Annotated in this window: 21 protein-coding genes and 3 pseudogenes; 1 reads left to right on the top strand and 23 read right to left on the bottom strand. The window is 36.8% G+C overall.

Features of this window, described 5'->3' with window-relative positions; all coding sequences use genetic code 11:
* Nucleotides 1-44 precede the first annotated feature (44 nt).
* The 17 genes and pseudogenes from JKP73_RS10070 to copZ (JKP73_RS09990) all read right to left on the bottom strand — a co-directional run bounded on the left by JKP73_RS10070 (nt 45) and on the right by copZ (JKP73_RS09990) (nt 13,573).
* Nucleotides 45-761 carry a GNAT family N-acetyltransferase gene (locus JKP73_RS10070; RefSeq protein WP_200411178.1) on the bottom strand — a complete coding sequence of 239 codons (717 nt, stop codon included), beginning with the start codon at nt 759-761 and terminating at the stop codon, nt 45-47.
* 162 nt (nt 762-923) lie between these two features.
* Entirely contained in the window at nt 924-1,433 is a 510-nt protein-coding gene (locus JKP73_RS10065) for a YfiT family bacillithiol transferase (protein ID WP_200411177.1), read from the bottom strand.
* Nucleotides 1,434-1,589: 156 nt separating this feature from the next.
* Nucleotides 1,590-2,144 (bottom strand): dihydrofolate reductase family protein, encoded by a 555-nt coding sequence (locus JKP73_RS10060; RefSeq protein ID WP_200411176.1) that lies wholly within the window; start codon nt 2,142-2,144, stop codon nt 1,590-1,592.
* Between the two features lie 267 nt (nt 2,145-2,411).
* Entirely contained in the window at nt 2,412-2,840 is a 429-nt protein-coding gene (locus tag JKP73_RS10055; RefSeq protein ID WP_234447096.1) for an NUDIX hydrolase, read from the bottom strand.
* Between the two features lie 102 nt (nt 2,841-2,942).
* The gene (locus tag JKP73_RS10050; RefSeq protein WP_200411174.1) at nt 2,943-3,428 is read right to left on the bottom strand and encodes a tetratricopeptide repeat protein; all 486 of its coding nucleotides are present in this window, start codon (nt 3,426-3,428) and stop codon (nt 2,943-2,945) included.
* A gap of 137 nt (nt 3,429-3,565) precedes the next feature.
* Nucleotides 3,566-4,057, bottom strand: coding sequence for a GNAT family N-acetyltransferase (locus tag JKP73_RS10045; protein ID WP_200411173.1), 492 nt, complete (start codon nt 4,055-4,057; stop codon nt 3,566-3,568).
* A gap of 103 nt (nt 4,058-4,160) precedes the next feature.
* Nucleotides 4,161-4,634 carry a GNAT family N-acetyltransferase gene (locus JKP73_RS10040; protein WP_200411172.1) on the bottom strand — a complete coding sequence of 158 codons (474 nt, stop codon included), beginning with the start codon at nt 4,632-4,634 and terminating at the stop codon, nt 4,161-4,163.
* 473 nt (nt 4,635-5,107) lie between these two features.
* Entirely contained in the window at nt 5,108-5,596 is a 489-nt protein-coding gene (locus JKP73_RS10035; protein WP_200411171.1) for a hypothetical protein, read from the bottom strand.
* A 259-nt stretch (nt 5,597-5,855) separates the two neighbouring features.
* Nucleotides 5,856-6,677 carry an aminoglycoside adenylyltransferase domain-containing protein gene (locus JKP73_RS10030; protein ID WP_200411170.1) on the bottom strand — a complete coding sequence of 274 codons (822 nt, stop codon included), beginning with the start codon at nt 6,675-6,677 and terminating at the stop codon, nt 5,856-5,858.
* A 176-nt stretch (nt 6,678-6,853) separates the two neighbouring features.
* Nucleotides 6,854-7,242 (bottom strand): annotated as a pseudogene (locus JKP73_RS10025) (NUDIX hydrolase).
* A 316-nt stretch (nt 7,243-7,558) separates the two neighbouring features.
* A complete protein-coding gene (copZ, locus tag JKP73_RS10020; RefSeq protein WP_200411169.1) occupies nt 7,559-7,765 on the bottom strand; it encodes a copper chaperone CopZ in 207 nt (68 codons plus the stop codon).
* Nucleotides 7,766-7,795: 30 nt separating this feature from the next.
* On the bottom strand, nt 7,796-10,183 hold the full coding sequence (locus JKP73_RS10015; protein WP_438874669.1) for a heavy metal translocating P-type ATPase: 2,388 nt from the start codon (nt 10,181-10,183) through the stop codon (nt 7,796-7,798).
* A gap of 15 nt (nt 10,184-10,198) precedes the next feature.
* Nucleotides 10,199-10,501: a metal-sensing transcriptional repressor gene (locus JKP73_RS10010; RefSeq protein WP_021291472.1), complete on the bottom strand. Its 303-nt coding sequence runs from the start codon at nt 10,499-10,501 to the stop codon at nt 10,199-10,201.
* A 187-nt stretch (nt 10,502-10,688) separates the two neighbouring features.
* Nucleotides 10,689-12,125 carry an MFS transporter gene (locus JKP73_RS10005; protein WP_188941929.1) on the bottom strand — a complete coding sequence of 479 codons (1,437 nt, stop codon included), beginning with the start codon at nt 12,123-12,125 and terminating at the stop codon, nt 10,689-10,691.
* A gap of 121 nt (nt 12,126-12,246) precedes the next feature.
* Nucleotides 12,247-12,864 carry a nitrite and sulphite reductase 4Fe-4S domain protein gene (locus JKP73_RS10000; protein WP_021291474.1) on the bottom strand — a complete coding sequence of 206 codons (618 nt, stop codon included), beginning with the start codon at nt 12,862-12,864 and terminating at the stop codon, nt 12,247-12,249.
* A gap of 95 nt (nt 12,865-12,959) precedes the next feature.
* Nucleotides 12,960-13,238, bottom strand: a complete 279-nt coding sequence (locus JKP73_RS09995) for a glutaredoxin family protein (RefSeq protein ID WP_021291475.1) — start codon at nt 13,236-13,238, stop codon at nt 12,960-12,962.
* A 128-nt stretch (nt 13,239-13,366) separates the two neighbouring features.
* Entirely contained in the window at nt 13,367-13,573 is a 207-nt protein-coding gene (gene copZ, locus JKP73_RS09990) for a copper chaperone CopZ (protein WP_021291476.1), read from the bottom strand.
* A 434-nt stretch (nt 13,574-14,007) separates the two neighbouring features.
* On the opposite strand from copZ (JKP73_RS09990), the gene JKP73_RS09985 reads away from it, so the two are divergent.
* The gene (locus JKP73_RS09985; protein WP_021291477.1) at nt 14,008-14,772 is read left to right on the top strand and encodes a MerR family transcriptional regulator; all 765 of its coding nucleotides are present in this window, start codon (nt 14,008-14,010) and stop codon (nt 14,770-14,772) included.
* A gap of 43 nt (nt 14,773-14,815) precedes the next feature.
* Here JKP73_RS09985 and JKP73_RS09980 read toward each other — a convergent pair whose 3' ends face one another.
* From JKP73_RS09980 to JKP73_RS09960, 6 genes and pseudogenes are all read right to left on the bottom strand, one after another.
* Entirely contained in the window at nt 14,816-15,679 is an 864-nt protein-coding gene (locus tag JKP73_RS09980; RefSeq protein ID WP_200411168.1) for a DUF2268 domain-containing putative Zn-dependent protease, read from the bottom strand.
* Between the two features lie 147 nt (nt 15,680-15,826).
* Nucleotides 15,827-16,114, bottom strand: a pseudogene (locus tag JKP73_RS23525) (GNAT family N-acetyltransferase); the annotation flags it as partial.
* Nucleotides 16,115-16,329: 215 nt separating this feature from the next.
* Nucleotides 16,330-17,187 (bottom strand): RNA polymerase sigma factor SigJ, encoded by an 858-nt coding sequence (gene sigJ, locus JKP73_RS09975; protein WP_200411167.1) that lies wholly within the window; start codon nt 17,185-17,187, stop codon nt 16,330-16,332.
* 58 nt (nt 17,188-17,245) lie between these two features.
* Nucleotides 17,246-18,439, bottom strand: a complete 1,194-nt coding sequence (locus tag JKP73_RS09970; protein WP_200411166.1) for an NAD(P)/FAD-dependent oxidoreductase — start codon at nt 18,437-18,439, stop codon at nt 17,246-17,248.
* Nucleotides 18,440-19,088: 649 nt separating this feature from the next.
* Nucleotides 19,089-19,370: a hypothetical protein gene (locus JKP73_RS09965; RefSeq protein WP_188941925.1), complete on the bottom strand. Its 282-nt coding sequence runs from the start codon at nt 19,368-19,370 to the stop codon at nt 19,089-19,091.
* A gap of 81 nt (nt 19,371-19,451) precedes the next feature.
* Nucleotides 19,452-20,316 (bottom strand): annotated as a pseudogene (locus tag JKP73_RS09960) (aminoglycoside 6-adenylyltransferase).
* Nucleotides 20,317-20,434: the final 118 nt, after the last annotated feature.

Genomic DNA, 20,434 nt, shown 5'->3' with positions numbered 1-20,434 from the left:
CAATATTGAGGCGCAGTCTTTATTCAACAACTGCGCCCGATTGTTTAAGGTTTTCTTTCGAACACCCACATCTTTGATACATCTAGATAACCTAATTTTAGATATAAAGGATGCCCCATCTGACTAGAAATAAGTACACTCTGGACAGCACCTTCCTGCTTGGCATCAATAAGCATTTTTCGGCAAAGTTCTATGGCCATTCCTTTACCCCTATGTATTTTTGAAGTAAATACATTATTTAAAAATACGGTTTTATCTAGTAGTGCATAGCTTCCATGAGATACAGGATGCCCGTTTTCCTCAACAACGTAAAAATGCAGATTTGGATCATTTAATTTCTTAAGATCGATAACTGAATTATTGAAAAAATGATTGATACGTCGCGCTTCTTCCTCAGTTTTGACACACTTGATGATCTTATTTTCTGTTTCAAAAGACCAGCTATCCAGATTTAAACTCATAAGAAACTCTGTTCTTTTGATCGTATATCCCTCAGCATCATAAATATGCAGTCCTTCATCAGAAAACACTGTAAGCCAATAGTCTTTTTTTATGTCTAGTTTATTTATGGTATCAATAACGTGAGTAGGATTTGAATTATATACGATAAACTCGTCAGTTCTGCCATCAACATTTGTACCAAAAGCAAGATGTTTTATAGAATCGTAAGCATGAACTTGGGATACAGGTTGGCGACTACAGTAATACTCACCTCGAACAAAAAAATCTACAGCCTTTGTTAACTCCATTTTCCCCCCCATACAGTCCGTTCCTCCCAATACATTTCAATATTTTAATTATTCAACAATCGTGGTCCGGTTCATAAATAGAGCGCAGATTCTTACTCCAGAATCGCGCCCGATAATGGAATATTGTTCTTGAATACCATGCTGCATAGATATTCAAGAAAAGCAACCAAAATGTTAATTATTTAAAGCTTGCTGAATATGTGCCAAATGGTGATTACCATGCCATGCGTAAAGTGCGATACTTTGTTCAACTCGCATTTTACTACCATCAGGATACTGATATGTACGCTGTAATTGAGTAGCTGTTAGATTTTTAAGTAAATATGTCCAGCGTCCATGAAGACTTTCTAATAACTGTAATGAAACTTTTATGGGCAACTCATAATCTATTAGCCTTGCCCATTCACTTTCTTCATACGTTTTAACCACTGGATTTTCTTCTGTCAAGGCTAATTTCATTTGAATATACCCATTTAAATGGCTATCGATAATATGATGAATAAGTTGACGTACATTCCAGCTATTTTCTCTATACGTTTTTGTTAATTTCAATTCATCAAGGGATACAGTTAACGCATTTAAACGACTAGGTAGTGTTGCCATTTCTTTAATCCACATTTGAATATCTTTTTCTTGTACTTCATGAGGATAATCAAATCGTCCAATTGGGTATCTCTTATCCATTATAAATTCCCCTCACTTTTCTGCTCTTTAACTTAATAACAATTATTTTAAATTACCATTATTTTCACAATAAGTTACTAATTTGCGGAATAAACCTATTGAATCTTATTTGTTAATGGTTGATGCTATGCTACTCGCCTTTGTTCGACGAGTTACTCATGCTAATTGGTAACAAAGTAGGACATTCCCTGATTGAAACTCTTTAGTTTTCACCAACCTTAATAGTTTTCGGTTCGTGATGTTTTTGAAATAAGGCTTGCCTCCACCTAAAATGGTCGGATTAACTATTACTTGGTATTCATCGATCAAACCAATGTTTGTTAAAAAGGATACAAAGTCCGAGCTTCCTAAGATAATCATATCTTTCCCCGGCTGTTGCTTAAGCTTCATAATGGAATCGTTAACTTTCTCCTTGATAAGTGTTGTGTTATTCCAGTCCACATCGTTCAACGTCTCTGAAAACACAATTTTAGGCAAATGGTTCATTCTTTCTGCGATAACAGGAAAACTCTCTATTGCAAATTCAGTGGACCAAAAATCCTTCATGTGTTGATAAGTCTTTCTCCCATACAAAATGACATCAACAGAATGCAGCATCTCTTCCGCATACTTATGATACTCATCATCAACATGATGCCAGTCCAACTCCTGATTCGTTCCTTCGATGAAACCATCAAGCGATATCATCATTTGACTAATGATCTTCCTCATTTTTTCCCCTCCTACTTACACTTATGTAACCTCTGTTACTTAACACTTTTCCCCAGGGAAAATCCCTTTTTATTAATGTTGCAGAGTCAATTTCTTTAAGTTTATCATATTTAAAGGAAAAAATTTCTTATCGTTTTGGTCAAAAGCTTTTCTTTTATTCAATTAAATGGCCCTATTCATTAAGAAAGACCCTCTCCTAATTCAAGGAAAGCGCCCTTATGTTGAATAAGGTAAGAAACAATACCTGTTGGTATTATCTAGGACTCATTAATTAAATATGTAGTCGAAGTAATCTGCGTGACCTCTTATTAGTTTGATTTCATCTTTAGATGATATCCAAAAGAAACGGAATATAAGACCATCTTCTTCCCCTCCACCAGTTGGCTGGTAATCCCACTCGTCTTTAACTTCTGTCGCTTTTATCTTATAAAAAAATCTATTATGTATGGTTCCATCATCATTTTCCCAAAAATCTTCAGCTATTAAATCCTCTACCTCAAAATTGTCTAATCCAGTTTCCTCTTTTATTTCTCTTATTACTGCGTTAAAAGTATCTTCACCTTCTTTTACTGTTCCCTTGGGTATTTGAATACCAGCTTCAGCAATAGGGTGCTGAAATACTAACACTTGTGGCTTTCCTTCTTTAACCCGAGTCACATAACCATATGCTTTTTGAATAGGTTTCAAAATATTCACTCCTCACTTTTCCAGATAACTGCCTTGTTCTTGAATAAGAAAAGCTGAAGAATATTATGCTGATCTTCAGCTCTCGCGCCCGATTCCGGATCAATCAACACATTACCAAGTTTCATTCAGTCTAGTAGCGTAGAATTCAATTGCCCTTTTATAGTGATTTAAATTTGAATCATTGGACGTCTCCACAATGCACTTGAGTAACAGCTCTGTAGCTTCATTAAAACGGTTTAAATTATAAAGTGTCATAGCATAGAATACTTTTAGTGCATTATCGTTTGAAAACTGTTTAATTCCTTCACTTAATACCCGTTCCGAATCTTTATACATACCTAATGTCCGATAAGTGCTACCTAAACCCAGATATGCACCTTGTAAATCATTTTTATCAAGCCCTAAATAAATTGCCTTTTCATAATATGGATAGGCATCTCTTTCCTTTCCCAACGAGTCACAATTCGATGCATAAAGATAATGCAAGTATCCATTGTTGTTATCCGTTTGAATAAGTTCAAATAATATCTTATTAGCTTCTTCCAGTTTTCCTTCTTCCTGAAGGTTTAATGCCTGATTTAAACTGTATATAACCATTTATAACCCCCCTTATACAATTTACAAATAAACAATATGGCCCAAACTGATAAACAAATTTATTACGCAACTGCGCCCTATTCTGGAATAGTCTATTTTGATATTGGCTGGCACTAAAGAGGAATATTATCATACAATTAGCCAGTAATTAACGTTTGGACTGGCCCTTCCCAATCGTTTTTTTGAATTTCTTTATAATTACCCCTAGTATACTCAGAAATGATCTTTCTCCAGAATTTTTGCGCTGGTACGTTCTCCTCCATTTCCGCAACCTCCCATTTTCCAGGAAACGAATTAAATAAATAAAATGCCGTTTTCCTACCAACGCCATCTTTTCGGTACTTTTTCATAACAAAAAACTCAGCCATCGAAAAATAAGATTCGGGGTTTTCACCCTCTTGAGTTATTTTGCGAACCAGGGCGAATCCAGCATAATTTCCATTAACTCTAATTAAAAAAGGGAAGCGTTCTGGCTCTGTCCAATAATGATCAAAATACTTGTAACCGTATAACCCTTGATCGTTTACATCCTCAGGATCAAACTCACTAAAATCATATTTGTATAATTCGAGTAAGTGTTTTACTACAACTTTTTGTTCTACTTGTGCTATTTTAATCTGTACATCCACTCATATAACCCCCATGACCTGATAAACCGTTATTCCACAATGCATTTTGGCTCTTTATATGTGGTTTGGACGCTATTTCTATTCTGAACTGCACCCCAATTGCTTAAATAAGTTCTTTCACAAACAATACTCTATCTTGATCTGGTCCATCATAATCTGCTTTCACCTTAATACCATCAATTGTTTTATCGCCTTGTTCAGTATCAAAGCCCATTCTTGTGTGATAAGAAATAGAAACTTTATTAACTGGGGAAGTAACTGCTCGAACAATCTTCCTATTTTCTTCTTTAACTACATTGAAAAATTGATTATAAAGGGTCTTTCCAATATTATGCTTTCGATATTCAGGGTGAACTCCGACAAAATGTATGTACGCCTCATCTGAATGAGTTTGCGATAAAAAACCTATTAAGAAACCTATAATTTCTCCATCTTCTTCTGCGATAAAACTAGTATTGTTAAAATGATCAAAAAATAACTTAGGTAACATATCAGCCATTTGCCTACCACCCCACCACTTATTAATTAGAGGTGATAGAACATAATAATCTGAACTTTCCACAAAACGAATTTCCACTTTTACACACTCCTAAAAATAACAACGATTATATTTATAATTGATTAAACCCTCTTTCCAGCCTAGTAACAATCATCTCAAATTCCTATAATTTGCACAATAAGTTATTCCATATAATGGCCCGATTGATTAAGTTCTTATTCCAGATGTGCGCACGATTATGGAAATGAGAAGTAGTTTATATTACTACTATTTCTGATCTATTTTTCTTTCTAATGATTCCATTCTCTCTTCTAAGGAATCTAGCTTCTTTTTTATTTCCGTAAGGTAGTTTACCTTTGGCTTTATCGTACTTTTATATATTTGGCTAACTCCCCAATATATTAGCAAAAAACATATGGCAAGTATGGCTAAAAAAATAATTAATACCAAATAACACTTCTAAAATAATACATCAACTCCCTATAGCAAAATGGCTTCAACCTAGAAGGAAGCACTTAGTCAAGAAGTGCACCCTTTTCTTGAATAAGTATTCACCTGAACATCTCCATAATATATACACTCCCCATAAATACAATCCAGACTAAAATGGGAATTACCAAGCTTTTAAGAGCATTATTCCATTTACAAATATCCTTCTTACTTAAAATATAATCAGTTATAAAATATAAAAAAGACGCTAATAAACTGTACCAAAGTATAATTAAACCAAAAATAATGTGTAAAGTCATTGAGAAGTATATTTTTAAATTTTTACTTGTGTAATTTGAAATTAAACGAGCTATATAGTCACTTATTGTAGAAGTTATTGTACCATACAGTAAGATAACTGGAAGACTATACATAAGATATATAGGAACTGATAGTACGAACGCCTGAAGATATTCACCAACAGAGCTAATATCTCCACCAAATGGATTTGGTACAAACAAACCTAAAAATATTGCAAATAAGGAACCAGAAATTGTAGCAGATATAATTTTTCTTGATAATATTTGACTTATTTCACTTTTAAAATTCAACTAAAATTACCCCTTTATCCTATAATCCTGCTCGTTCGTGCAATAAAACTTCCTGAATTAAATGGCTAATTAAAGCAATATCGGGTGCAGTTCAGTGCCACAATTGCGCCCTTATGTGGAAGACTCGAATTCAAGATAATCTTAAAAGACTTTAATAAGGATCTTCCACTATTGCCCCCTTTAGCTGAATTTAGAAAGTATCTATAATTATTGCAATGTCAGGCTAATTAAACAGAAAAAGCAAGCGACAACCCTCAAATTAATGTTCTTGTGGAATGTTATTACAGTGTTGAATCAAATATTTAGAAAATTGCAAGGTTTCGTTAATTCGTTTCTCATCAGAATTGAAAACTGTATCCTTTATTTTCCTTCGAATATTTACAGCTTCATTGATTATGTTATGCCATTCTCTTGGAAGATTTAACAAGCCATATTCACCTGCTCCAACCTTTGAAATTATACTTAATTCCTTTAAGGTGTAGTATTGACGCAGCAAACCAAGAACGATCCATTCAAGTTCTTCATCGATACCTGAGGTTGGCAAGTTTTTTATTTGTTCTATTGAATTCTCAATTTTTATGACCCTGCCTGCCCAGTAAGAATTCATATTTTCTAATACATACGAAGTTAGTAATCTGGAACTAACATTAAAAGGTCTTTCTGTTATATCAGGACCCAGTAAACTTATTCCTTTCTTTTTTAAGAGCCACCAAGTAACTGGATTAAAATGTGTATTAAATCCTATCTTGCCTCCATTATAGTAAGGGAAGGATACATTATCGGCAGGGCGACTTTCCCCTAAATCTTCCCAAACAATAAACAAACCGTCCAAATCGGGTTTGACAAACTTGCAGGCAATAACCTTATGAATATCTGTTAGTATTTGTATCTCTTTTTCTGTTAAGCGATTTTTTGTTATAACAACAAAATCTATATCGCTTGAATCATAAGTATAAGCATCCAGTACAATTGAACCGTGTAAATATAAACCCTCTAGTTGATTCGGTAACCTTTCTGTCCAAAGGCTTATATACTCATTTAAAACCTCATAAATTGAACTGTGTAATGCGATGATAATCAACTCCTGAAAGTTAATTTATTTTATTGTTTTGTTATGATACTTAGACGAAGTTCAAGTATTTTAAGTTTCCATTATTCCATTTAATGCCCCGATTACGGAAGATCGATCAACAGTATTAATAGCCTTAAACTACAGATATCGCAGCAAAGCCCTCTTTGGAAGAAGGTAATTTAATTTTATATTTTTTGAATGTAATCGATTAAAAATTTTCTGTCTTCTGGAAATGATAAATCTAAGTTCTCTATTTCTTCTGCTGATTTCCAAGCTATATCATAAATTAGATTATCAGGGTCTTGGATTTTTGCTTTTCCACCAGTAATCTTAACTTCAAAATATCTAGCTTCTCCGTATTGACTTTCCTTTTTAAAAATAGGTCGAATTATTTCAACATCATGACCCGTTTCTTCCCTTATTTCTCTAACACAACATTCTTCAAAAGTCTCTCCCTCTTCTAAGCTACCAGAAGGAATAGACCAACGCTTTGGTTCATCCGTTGTTCCCTGAAGTACCATCAGCACTTTTTTTCTATAACACAAACTCCTGCAGACCCTAACCATTTTGTCATATAAATACCCCTTTTCTACCGGAAAACATTTTACTCTTAGTAACATTCTCTCTTCAGAATTAATATTCCTTGTTCCATTAAATGGCCCCGTTTGTTGCATTGTCAAAATCCATATTGTCAACTGTCTCGATCTGTTCTTCCTTTTTATTAATCAAAATTTTAAATGTCTCGTCTGACTCAAAGTTTGTGGAATCAAGGTTGGCTTTGGCTAATGCTGGGGGTATTATTAATGGGGGGAACCACATGGCTATATTTTTCCCATCTTATTTTATAAAAGCTGGTTTCCAAACAGAAAACCAGCTTTCCTATTTTATATTTAGGCACTTACATGATAACCTTGTTCTTCAATAGCTTCTTTCATGGCATCAACATGTACTTTTGATTCATCAAAAGTAACTTCTACATTACCAGTATCTAAATTAACTTCAGCTGCTGATACGCCATCTAGTTTTTTTAATGCGCCTTCAACTGACATTTTGCAATTACCGCATGTCATGCCTTGCACATTTAACGTTTTCTCCATGACTTTTTCACCTCCTTTAAATTTGTCTATTTATAGTTTCACTCGTTTTAAGCGAAGGGAGTTCGAAACAACACTTACCGAACTTAATGCCATTGCCGCACCTGCAATCCACGGTGCAAGTAGCCCAATAGCTGCAACTGGAATCCCTGCTGTATTGTAGCCGAATGCCCAGAAGAGGTTTTGACGAATATTTCTAATCGTTGAATGGCTGATTTTAATTGCTTTCGGTATGAGTAATAGCTCACCACCTAGAATTGTAATGTCAGCAGCTTCAATTGCCACTTCTGTACCGGTCCCAATGGCGATTCCTATATCTGCAGTAACCAATGCAGGTGCATCGTTCACACCGTCACCTACCATTGCCACTTTTTTATCTAGTGACTGAATTTCTTTGATTTTATCTGCCTTTTCTTCAGGTAATACTTGCGCAATTACATGGTCGATTCCTACTTGTTTTGCAATAGCCTGCGCTGTTCGTTCGTTGTCCCCTGTTAACATGATCACTTCTAAGCCTTGATCCTGCAATTCTTTAATTGCTTGTGGTGCGGTTTCTTTAATGGTGTCAGCAACCGCGACAATTCCACGATAGTTTCCATCAATGGCAATTAACATCGCTGTTTTTCCTTCAACTTCGTAATCAATCAATTCTTGTTCCGCACCACCAACATCGACATGATGATCTTGCATTAATTTTCGATTTCCAACAAGAACGTGTTTTCCAGAAATTTTAACTTCAATACCATGACCAGGTATAGCATCAAATTCCTTTACTTCCACAAAATCAACATCATGCTCTGTTGCATAAGCAACAATGGCTTCAGCAAGTGGATGTTCTGAACCTTTTTCCGCACTCGCAAGCAACTGTAATGTTTCCTCATCACCTGTAAAGTTTGTTACTTCAGGTTTTCCCTTTGTAATCGTTCCAGTTTTATCAAGAACGATTGCCTCTAACTGATGTGTTTTTTCTAAATGTTCTCCACCTTTAAACAAAATTCCACTTTCAGCAGCCTTTCCTGTACCTACCATAATAGAAGTTGGTGTTGCAAGCCCTAACGCACATGGACAAGCAATAACAAGTACAGCAATTCCCGCAACTAAGGCAGGCTCAAATTGACCAGGCTGGACAAATGAAATCCAAACGATAAATGTTAGGATGGCAATACCTACTACAATTGGAACGAAATAACCTGAAATAACATCAGCTAACCGTTGAATTGGTGCCTTTGACCCTTGAGCTTCCTCCACGACTTTGATAATCGATGCAAGGGCGGTATCTTTCCCTACTTTTGTCGCTTCCATTTCAATCGAGCCATTTTTGTTTATCGTTGATCCGATAACAGCTGCGTCCACGTCCTTTTCAATTGGAATGGATTCCCCCGTAATCATCGATTCATCAACAGAAGTTTTCCCCTTTATAACCATACCGTCTACCGGTATTTTTTCGCCTGGTTTTACAACTAACCGATCACCGGCGACAACCTCCTCAACTGGCGTCATGATTTCCTCTCCATCTCTTATTACGCGAGCTTCTTTTGCCTGTAAATTTAGCAAAGAGGATAGTGCATTCGTTGTCTGGCTTTTGGCTCTTGCCTCCAAATATTTACCAAATAAAATCAACGTAATTAATACAGCACTCGTTTCAAAGTATAAATGCGGCATATATTCAGGATTACCGATAGTCTTAAATGCTTCGTATAAACTATAGAAATAGGCAGCACTCGTACCTAATGCAACAAGTACATCCATGTTCGCTCCACCATTACGAAGGTTCTTATAGGCGCCAACATAAAATTGCCATCCGATGATAAATTGAACGGGTGTTGCTAAAGCAAATTGGAACCACGAATTCATGAATATATCTGGAATCGTCATATTAAATAAATGAACCAACATTGTTACTAATAACGGTAAAGCTAACACAGCTGAAATGATTAACTTCGTCTTCTGATGTTTTAGTTCCTTTTCTTTGTGTGTTTGCTTTTCTGATGCTTCAGCTTTAGGTTTTGCATCATAGCCAACATTTCGGATTTTCTCAATCAAAGCCTTTTGATCGACTAATCCAGCGTTATACTCAACCGTTGCACTTTCCGTCGTTAAGTTTACAGTTGCAAGCTTAACACCATCCTGTTTATTCAAAACTTTCTCAATACGGTTAGAACAAGCTGCACAAGTCATCCCAAAAACATCAAATTCGGCTTTTTCCGTTAGTACACCGTAACCAGTATTTTCTATTTTCTTTGTAATCTCTTCAATAGAAGCCTTCTCTGAATCGTAATCGACGGTCGCCTTTTCTGTTGTTAAATTGACTTGGGCTTCTACTCCATCCATTTTATTTAAAACTTTTTCAACGCGATTGGAACAAGCAGCACAGGTCATTCCTGTTATACCAAGTGTTGCATGATTTGTTTCGCTCATCATCGTTCCCTCCCTTAATTACTTGGAAAACTGCTTCAATACACTCATTAATTCCTCAATCGTTTCTGTACCTTCACCTTCTCTGATCGCATCACTGACACAATGATTGATATGTCGTTCCGTGACAGAGAAACCTACATTTTTTAATGCGGATTGAATGGCGCTAATTTGTACTAAAATATCTACACAATATCGATCCTCTTCCACCATTTTCTGTATTCCACGAACTTGACCTTCAATTCGCTTTAAACGGTTAATGGTTTTCTCCTTTTCATCTCGTGTTCTTGGTTTACTTGGTTGATTACGTAAGAATTTATCCAACTCAATCACTTCCTTTTTGTTTATACTTATACTATACCCCCATATGGTATATTTGTCAACAAAAGCTTCATATTTTGTAAAATAACCTAGAAAATTCTTTAATATTAGATTGAAAGTACAGGCTTAATTTACCACTTTTATTTCAAGGTCAAGTCCCGGCTATATAACCCTGGGACTTACCCTATTTTTACCTATTAGATTCTTCCTGCTTTGGTGAACGGGTAAACAGAAGTGCTAATACAGCACCTAAAAAGGCTATGATACCGCCCCAGAAAAATGCCTGCTGAAAACCTTCATTCAAAGCAACTAACTGAGACCCGGCTGTACTGGAAGCAGTTGCTACTCCAGCAATAGCCACCAGTATAGCTAGACCAATTGCGGAACCAATTTGGAAATTGGTATTGTATAAACCGGAAGCAAGTCCTGATTTTTTCGGCTCTACTTCCGATACAGACGCTGTCGTAGACGCTAAATAAGCAAGTGCATTACCGAGTGCTGCTACAAATGAAGGGAATAATACACTTAAGACGTAAGTACCATCTACTGTTGCAAATTGCGAAAATAAAATATTACCTAAGCCGAGAATCACGAAACCAACAACCATAGTCATTTTTATACCCAATTTGGCCAATACTTTTTCTGCCACGACAATTATGAAGAAAGCCATAAACAAAGGTACAGGCAATACTGCCATTGCGCCGGCTGTCGGAGAGTATTGTAACACTTGTTGCAGATAAAGGATCAACATATATATTAATGGGAACCATGCTGCCTGTGTTAAAAAGACACCGACATTACCGATACCTAAGTTAGGTGTTTTAAATATATTGAGTGGTAATAGCGCTTCTTTCATTTTGGATTCTACGATAAGAAAAATCAGAAATAGAACAACTCCGACAATAAGAGAAATCACAACATTACTTGATGTCCAGCCACTGTGTTCCGCTGATACAATGCCGTAAACAATTAACATCAAAGATGCTGTGGCTAAAGCAGCACCAACATAATCAATACGTCCTTTAAGTCTTTGCCCGGATTTTTGTAATAGTTTAGGGCTAAGAATCAAAACAAGAATACTTAATGGTACATAGATGAACAATGTCCAGCGCCATCCGAAGAATCCGGTTATGAGTCCGCCAAAAACAATTCCGAATGCACCACCTGCTGCACCGGATAAGCCCCAAAAAGCAAGTGCTTTTTCTTTTTCGGGAGTGCTGAAATTGAAGAGTCGCATTACCATAGACAAAGCTGAAGGTGCAATTAATGCTGAACCCAATCCTTGAATCCCACGGAATATATTTAAACTTATCTCATTCCAGGCTAAACCTGCAAACAAGGACGAAACAGCCAAAATAAAAACACCTAAGTTAAAAATACGGCGATTACCATATAAATCGGCTAATTTACCCCCTAATAACAGGAAACCTCCAAATATAAGAAGGAAAGCGCTCATCACCCATTGTAAACTTTCTTGGGTATATCCGAGTGATTCTTGAATTGACGGTAATGCGATTTGAATAATAGACGCATCCATTATTACGAGAAAGTTTGCAAAACATAATAAAAACAATGCCTTCCATCTTTTAGGGTCAGGTTGCGAAAGTGTCTGTGAATGTGTAGACATAATGATATTACCTCCAGTGTTACAGTTTAATCTTTGTTTTAATATTAAAATAATTGTTTGTGAAAAGGTGAATTATAAGTCCTTACCTATTATTAATCCACAACGGATAAAGCATTTTATATTAACTTATCAATTGATCCTTACCTATCCTTTTCCAAAATTTAAAGAATGATTCCCTTTTTTTACCCAGATGTGAATAGGCAGAAATAATCTTATCTACGATATCATACAATTCCTCTGGTGTTAGATTCTCCCTCAGCAAGAAACCAACCGCAGCGTCTTTTCCTTTTGCTTTTCCACCAACATATAAATTGTAATGATCCTTAAATTTCATAACACCTATATCGCTTAGCATAGGTTCTCCGCAACCTATTGGGCAACCTGTATAGGCGATCTTTAGGGTAAAGGGTACAGGTTTTCCAGCAAAGCGTTTATTTAATTCTTTTGCTACTGGCATCCCTTCCCGTTCTTCTCCTTTACAGAAATTGCAGGTTCTCAAGCTTTTTACAAAGTTTCCAACTGGATAACATGCCAACCCAACACTTTCAAATTCTTCTATGGTTTCCTCTTTTCTATTCTCCGGAATTTCTATATAGAGTTGTTGAAAAGTAGTTAACTCAAGTTCATCATCTTCACTCATATATTTTGAGATTGTCACAAGTTGCTTGGGATTTAGTTTTGCCCCGAACCCTATTCCACCATTTACCGCGATTTTCGTTTTTTTGACATCGGTATTCATATAATTTCTCCCTCTTTTCATTAAAATTACCTTACGTAGGAAGGGTATAATTTAATAAAAAAACCTCCCCAACATACCTAGTTATTAAATGTCAGCTATCTTACATTTAATAACTGCTTAATTTCATCCTTATTTCTCTCAAACCCTATCATGCTCTTCGGTTTTCTCCTCAAACCCAAAAGGGACGGCTTAGAAAATACGAGCCCCGGAACGATTCTATTTCCTGTTATCTTTATAAGATCCTTCTCTTTTAATGGTTGTTTTGCTAAATCATATTCTTTATGAGGAATATGATGAACTTGCAAGAATTTCTTCAAGTCTTGGCAATCAGAGCAAGTGGGCCTGGTGTAGACTTCAAGGTGAAAGTTTTTCACTCTACCCTTACCTCCCTTTAGTTTATAAAAATGCGCGTTAAAAATAGCCCCAGGTCAATTGCTATTGAACATAAAGGTACAAAATTTTGTTAAAAGGGGATCGCTCTGCGTAAGCACGATCATCCTACTTAGGCAACATCGTATCCCTGTTCTTCAATAACCTCTATAATATCTTTCAAATTCACTTTATCTGGATCAAAGATTACATCGACTTTTCCATCTTGCAAATGAACCTTTAGCGTTTCAACACCGTTCAGTTCTCCTACACTCTCCTCAATAGAGTTCACGCAATGTCCGCAAGACATGCCTTGTACGTTAAGTGTTTTATTTGTCATTTAAATTACCTCCTATTTTTAATTCTTTTTTACCTTACCATACCCCAGTTAGGTATTGTAAAGTGTAAAATTTATTTCGTTATCTCGAAGTTCTTTTGGTACGACTACCATTCCTAGTTCATCTAATTTACGGGGTAGCGTCAGGAAAATACGGATTTACAACGTTAAGGAAATTCCCAAATTAAAAAGCCCAATTTATAACATATATATACGCCTTTTTCGTTACTCCGTTAAAGCGCCCGATACTAAAATATTATTAAAGCTACTTTTTACTTTAATAAGAACTTTCCTTTACCTTTTAGGCGAACTTATAAAATAAACAAAAGTCCGAACCCTGTTGCAGTGACGTAAGGTTAAAGCGTATAATATATATTACAAAATGAGTGAAATATATAAATACACATAATTTTAAAATTAATTAGAGGGTTTTCGAAATGAAAAAGCATATTTTTACTGTTAAAGATATTGTACGGATAACAGGTGTCACTGCTAGAACACTACATTACTATGATAAAATAGATTTATTAAAACCAATTCGCTTGTCTAATAATGGTTATCGAGCATATAGCCGTGAAGATTTGGAAAGCCTTCGAACTATTTTATTTTTTAAAGAAATGGATATTTCTTTAAAAGAAATATCAGATATTATGCAGCTATCGAAACAAGAACAACTACAAATTTTAAAAATACATGATCAAACACTGATCGAAAAACAACAACGTTTAGGTGCAATTATTAGTGACTTAGAGGATTATGTATCAGGAAAAGATATATTTAATTTGAATATCTTTAATAACTCACCAATTTTGCCACTATCAGAACAATATAGCCGTGAAGCCAAAATGGTATTTGGTGAAACAGAGAAATATAAAGAGTATGAGAAGAATATAGAAAAACTATCTGATAAGGAAAAAGAAAATTTATATGATGAATTTGCAAACAATATGGAAAAAGTATTTAAAAAATTAGCAGAACAAATACATAAACTTCCTTCTTCTAAGGATATACAGAAACTAATAGTAGAATGGAAAAATTACATGGAACAAAATATGACTTGTGATACAGAAATTTTAAAATGTATTGCTAATACCTATAAATCTGATAAGAGATGGAAAAACTATATCAACCAATTTAGTGATGAAGATTTGAGTGGATTCGTTTATCGAGCAATTATGTATTATTGCAAAACTATTAGGTAGTAATAAAGCATGCTGCACAATCAGCATGCTTTATTACATTAATTTAATTTTCAAAATAGCCAGATGCCTTTATGATTTCATCGCCATCAGTAATCGTAGCCTTTTCTATTGAAATACCAGGCTTTCTCAGATATGCCTGTACTGCATGATATCCTACAGCATAGCCTCCACAGAAAGGCATTCCGAAGTCTTGAGTCTCTGGCATCATTGGGTGCTCCCCGAATATATATTTACGAACTTCCATAAACCCTCTGACATCAAGTGATTTTGAAATTATTCTTCTCGCGGTTTCCAAATCCGCTCCTTGTACACCTGTTACCCAGGGGCCAATATGCTCTTCTCCAAACATACTAGCTGCAAAGCTTTCAGCCAAGCCTTCAATAGCAAGGTATCTTCCAACTGTTATGTCAGTCATAAAATTCCAATTTGTATTATGGAAAAGCACATTGTGATGAAACTCGTGGGCAATACATGCATTCAGCTTTGGAAGATTCTTTTCGTTCGGATCTATCATTATCAATATATATCCAGGTATAGATCCCATACCCGTGTATCCTTCAAACATTGCTAAGTGTTCTGGGTCTCCTAAAAAGATTCCTACAACAACTTTTTCCGGTAAGGGAATGCCGGCATTTTCAAAGCGAGATGCTGCAGCTTCAATCGTCCTTTTTGCATTATTCCATGCATCAGTCTTTTCGAGCTTATCTAACATTTCTATCATCTTGGAATCGCGTCCAGAAATCTCAATACATCCCATGGCTTCAGGCATCTTAGGCATATGCATGATTTCAAACATCCTATTAAAAGGTTTAATTAACTCTTCGCTAAAAAATTCACTTCTCTCGCCTTCTGGTAACTTAAGCATGTCTTTATAAAGATTTAATGTATCTTGTATAATTATTTCCATTCAAATTATCTCCTTATTATTCAATTGAAAACGTGATATCACTTAGAACAATTTCGATTATAAGCTATGACGTTACGTCAATGTCAATTGTAATTAGAGGAGAAATATTATTCCACAAACTGGCTCTATAACAGAAGGAGGCATTATTCAAATAATCATTTCTCCAACATCTATAAACTCAAATGTTTTATAGGTTTTCTTCCCATCACTGAAGCCTGTAATACAACTGGTTTTTGTTTGATCCTCTGGTATTTAAAAGAAATTGAAACATTTCGCTGCCAAAGCCTTTATCTCTAAATGTTTCCTTTGTCATCACATCATAAATACCGAACTATCTTTGGTTTCTATTAATAAACCAGTACTTACAGTCATTTCATCAATGCTTCCAATAAACATTTGAACTGCTGCACCTAATTTTGCTTGTGAAAACTTGTTAACGCATCTTTTTCAGGTGAACCTGGCCCAACAATGGTGATTGGGACGCTGCTTTTATTCCAGAACAGCACCCGTTAACGGCATAACCGACAGCTTGTAAATTGCGTGTCACATAATATTAACACTGTCACCTATTTCACATTCAAAAAATTAATCCGTTATACCTGTCATGTCATTTATGATAAATTATTAACTCTTATGATCTATCACTGTACCTAAACCCGGGTAAGCTTATCCGGGTTTCGTACAATATAGATCTTGGCAAGTTTTCCGCGATGGAGTTGTAGAAATATTGCGGCAACAATTTCGTCCACCGAACGAAGTATTATACCAGTCTCACCATTTAAAGGGGCGACCTCGAAGTGAAGCTCATGATAATAGGGCTTTATGCTGTCGAACGCGCTGGCCAGGATGCGGGAAACATAATCGCGCGTTTGTATCGGACGCTTAAACGCGATTGTTTTTCCGCCTCCGTCGGAGACGAGCGTGACATCCTCGCTCAGCAAAGACATCACATGATTAACGTTCCCTTGCTCAAGGGATGTGATGAATCGGCTAACCCATTTCAAATCGGCCGTTTTGGCCGTGACTCGCTCCTCCTCGGATATTCCCACCTTGCTTCTCGCACGGCTCATCAGCTTACGGCAATTCGTCTCTCTCTTGTCAAGCAGATCGGCGATTTCGGGATAATTGAAACCCAGTGCCTCACGCAAGATGAAAACCGCCCGTTCTGTTGGCGTCAGCCGCTCCAGCAGTACAAGGATAGCGTAAGACAGCATATCGTGGCGTAAGACCGTTTGGAGAGTATCCGCTTTGGGTGTCCGAATCGGTTCGGGGAGCCACGGACCGATGTACACTTCCCTCCTCTTCCGCGCCGATTTCTGCAGATCGAGACAGCGATTGGTTACCATTTTGCACAAGTATGCCTTTGGCTCTTCCAAACGTTCGAGATGTATGTCATACGCCTTTAAAAACACGTCCTGTACCGCATCTTCCGCGTCAGTAGCAGAGCCTGTAAACTGATAAGCCAGCGTGAACAGCAGTGCTCTATATTGATCGTACAGTTCTTCCATTCGCCTGTCTCTCCTTTTCCTGGCTGTTAGAAAGTATTGCAAGCTTGTCTCTTTGTTTCTATCGTAGCATGCTGGCGTAATCCTCTACCAGGTTCTTAATTTTCCCCGGAACCTTACCTGTCATGGTCATATCAAGTCCCCATTTGCGTATCCAAAAAAACCCATTTTGCCCCAAGCCAATATTGAAGTAGTCCATATTTGATTTGACCGATTTGTGAATTGGCGCGGGACGGTCTTCCAAATCGGCCATCACGATTTTCCCCAGTCGAATCCCTTGCATTCCAGCTTCAAGACACGTCATCTGATCCGCTTTGTCCGTTCTTGGATCGATGATTCTCGCACAGTCACCAATGCTGTATACGTCCGGCATTCCCTGGACACGGTAACATTCATCCACCAGTACCTGGCCTTCAGTAGTAAGCGGCAAGCCCATACCTTGAAGGACCGGATTCGGCATCAGACCAATCGTCCATATACATAGGCCAGCCGCCAGGTAATCGCCATTGTTCAACATCACGATTCCTGTTTCCTCCCGCATTGCCTTACGATTGTGAAGCACTGTCACTCCACATTGGCTGAGCTTTTGACCCAACTTTCGTCCAACTTTCTCCCCCCCTTCTGGGGGCAGTCGTTCCTGTGCATTCAGCAAATAGACGGAGATATCAGCCGAATTCAGCCTTAGCGTCGCTGCTTCCTTCCGCATGGCGAGTGCCAGCTCGGCGGATGTCTCGATGCCACTGATGCCCGCCCCCGCGACCGTTATTGTCATCAGTCTTTTTCGTTCCTCAGGGTCCCTTTCATCAACAGCCTTCCGCAGATTGGTACGCCAGTGTTCCCGGATGTCTTCTGCTGCTTGCGGTTCGATCAAGGCGATGCCGCCCTGCTCGGCATTCAATCGCCGAACGGTGCTACCCACTGCTACGACTAAAAGGTCATAACAAATTCGGGCTTCATTTCCTATTGCATTCGTATATCGAATTCTTTTTCCCCTACTATTCACGGACGTAACCGTACCTTGCACGAATTCGAATCCTTCTAGAAGCAATTGCTTCCAGGGGATCATAATCTCTTCCTCGGCCGTGGTCGGACGGAACAACCTTAATTTGCGCAAGTGACCGGGCTGCTTGTCGATCAAAACAAATCGAATCCGCCGTCCTTTTTTCTCCATGCCCCGGAATTTTTTCTTTATTGCCTTAAGCGCGGCAAGCCCCGCATAACCGCCTCCGATAATAATACATGTCAAATCCTTCATCGTTCCCCAGCTCCTTTTTACGTTTTACACTTATAACGATATAAGGCACTGATTTGTGACAGATGTCATAAACATAATGTCTGTTGGCACACTAGTCTGGGGTTGTCCTTTTTATCCATAATCTGTGTTGCTTTAAAATAAAGCTTATCGATCATTTACTGCATGAGTTATTCAATTTTTCGCGCCCTTTTCTTGAATAGTCTTTTCTGATATTAGTTGCTATTGTTAAAGTGCACGCTACAGCCATGCTGCATAAAAATCCCGACGGGGAAGTCTACAACCGCCTTTTATTATCATCATCAGCGATTATGAGATTAAATATATAAAGTTGGCCGCCTACACTTTGATGTTTTAACGATTGAAGCCGATGTTTAAAATTAATGTCAATTGTCCTATGTTCATTAGCATCAAGTTTTAATTGGTGGTCTTTCAGATTAATTATCCATTACATTGAAACTACTGTGATCATATTTTTGGTCTATTGAAACACGAAAAGAAACAGGATCGCTACTACACAATGGAGATTTTACAATTGCCTTCAACAATATCTGAATCATTTGTATCATATTCACAATTGCTTCCGTCCTGTTGGAATTCTAACGCATAAATACCATTTGCAAAGTTTGATTGCTACACGGTTGCAAACAAGTTAGTGGGTATGAGTATCATTGCAAGAAAGAAAACGAAAAATCATTTTACCGCTGTATCGTTTGACCAGAAAAAACAGACCTACGAATAATAGTATAAGAGAAATAATTCTAATATGAAAACCACTATTACCACCATTAGACCACGCAGTTACACCAATCAAGCCAAGCAACCGATCAACAACAGGTTCGCTATATATGAATTTCCACCTGAACAAAAAAGCAAAGGCGAGCAACACAAAACCTGTGATAGTAAATGGTCTTGTTTGCTTTTTTTGATCCATTCTTATCCCTCCTCTTTCTCAATTAAATGGCCCTATTGCTGAAAGATTAAGCACCCCACATACATTGCAGGGTGCATTCATTTACTTAATATATATTTCATTTGCATTTGAAGGTAATTTTCTAACATGTTTAAGGTATTTAGTCATGTTTCTATCATCTTTAATTGGATATGTGAAATTAAAATGTTCAGCAACATCTTGAGATAGAATTCTAAACAATTCACAAGTAACAAAGATTGATTCCCACATATTTGTATAATCAGAATTAGAATAGTTTCTTTGTACAACTTCCAAAAGATTCTGGAAGGTATTCTTTAAAATATTTCCCTAAATTTCCAGTAGTAATTTCAAAATCTTGCTGTATGCCAATCCACCAAGAAACCATTTTAACTAAAGAAGCTCTCATAGTATTTTCATACATTTGTTTTGCATATGGGAGTTCATCACGTCAAATGCCTTTCGCAACGTTTTGTGAACACCACCAGAAATCATTCGTAAAATGATCATATTCCTCTTTAGTTGGCTTGTCGACATGGTAATCTAAATCGGTAGTACTAGGGATTGAAGGTAAAAGATTGTCTTTATCCACTATTGGAAGAGTAAGCATATCTTCTCCATACCTATCTAACGTCATTTCTTTTGTTTCAAGAGTAAGATTTATTCGGTTTCCATCTATAAAGAGCATTAAAAAACCATAAGACTTAGTGAAATCGACATTCATCTCCCTGTTGACATCATTCTTGTCAGGTTCTTGCATCATGAGTATCTCTCCAAAAGCATGAACCCAACTCTTATCTTGTATAAAAGATGCTGTTTCTGTTACCACATAAACGATAACATAGTCCTGAAAAATATCTTTTGGCACATTAGAATTGGTTCGGGAACCGTTCATATATACGGCCCTAATTCGCTCATTATCCTTCGCTGTGTTTAAGATTAAGTTCATCATTTCTTGTTCATTTCTCATATTATATCCCTCCGAAAATTAATAATTTTAATAGATAGTTGATTCATGCTGGAGGGCCCTTGAATGATGTAAACCTAACCTTTCACATTGAGTTTAT

It is taken from the genome of Virgibacillus salexigens, assembly GCF_014905415.1.
Taxonomy (GTDB): Bacteria; Bacillota; Bacilli; order Bacillales; family Amphibacillaceae; genus Virgibacillus; species Virgibacillus salexigens.
Note: the sequence above shows the minus strand (reverse complement) of the source record. Positions and strands in the feature narration are given on the sequence as shown.

Bases quoted from the DNA above. Each gene is read 5' to 3' on its own strand.
- JKP73_RS09965 (WP_188941925.1), bottom strand. From the start codon at position 19,370: ATGGATCAAAAAAAGCAAACAAGACCATTTACTATCACAGGTTTTGTG.
- copZ (WP_200411169.1), bottom strand. From the start codon at position 7,765: ATGGAGAAAACGTTAAATGTGCAAGGCATGACATGCGGTAATTGCAAA.
- JKP73_RS10005 (WP_188941929.1), bottom strand. From the start codon at position 12,125: ATGTCTACACATTCACAGACACTTTCGCAACCTGACCCTAAAAGATGG.
- JKP73_RS10015 (WP_438874669.1), bottom strand. From the start codon at position 10,183: ATGATGAGCGAAACAAATCATGCAACACTTGGTATAACAGGAATGACC.
- JKP73_RS10050 (WP_200411174.1), bottom strand. From the start codon at position 3,428: ATGGTTATATACAGTTTAAATCAGGCATTAAACCTTCAGGAAGAAGGA.
- copZ (WP_021291476.1), bottom strand. From the start codon at position 13,573: ATGACAAATAAAACACTTAACGTACAAGGCATGTCTTGCGGACATTGC.
- JKP73_RS10060 (WP_200411176.1), bottom strand. From the start codon at position 2,144: ATGAGGAAGATCATTAGTCAAATGATGATATCGCTTGATGGTTTCATC.
- JKP73_RS09985 (WP_021291477.1), top strand. From the start codon at position 14,008: ATGAAAAAGCATATTTTTACTGTTAAAGATATTGTACGGATAACAGGT.
- JKP73_RS10070 (WP_200411178.1), bottom strand. From the start codon at position 761: ATGGGGGGGAAAATGGAGTTAACAAAGGCTGTAGATTTTTTTGTTCGA.
- JKP73_RS10000 (WP_021291474.1), bottom strand. From the start codon at position 12,864: ATGAATACCGATGTCAAAAAAACGAAAATCGCGGTAAATGGTGGAATA.
- JKP73_RS10065 (WP_200411177.1), bottom strand. From the start codon at position 1,433: ATGGATAAGAGATACCCAATTGGACGATTTGATTATCCTCATGAAGTA.
- JKP73_RS09970 (WP_200411166.1), bottom strand. From the start codon at position 18,439: ATGAAGGATTTGACATGTATTATTATCGGAGGCGGTTATGCGGGGCTT.
- JKP73_RS09980 (WP_200411168.1), bottom strand. From the start codon at position 15,679: ATGGAAATAATTATACAAGATACATTAAATCTTTATAAAGACATGCTT.
- sigJ (WP_200411167.1), bottom strand. From the start codon at position 17,187: ATGGAAGAACTGTACGATCAATATAGAGCACTGCTGTTCACGCTGGCT.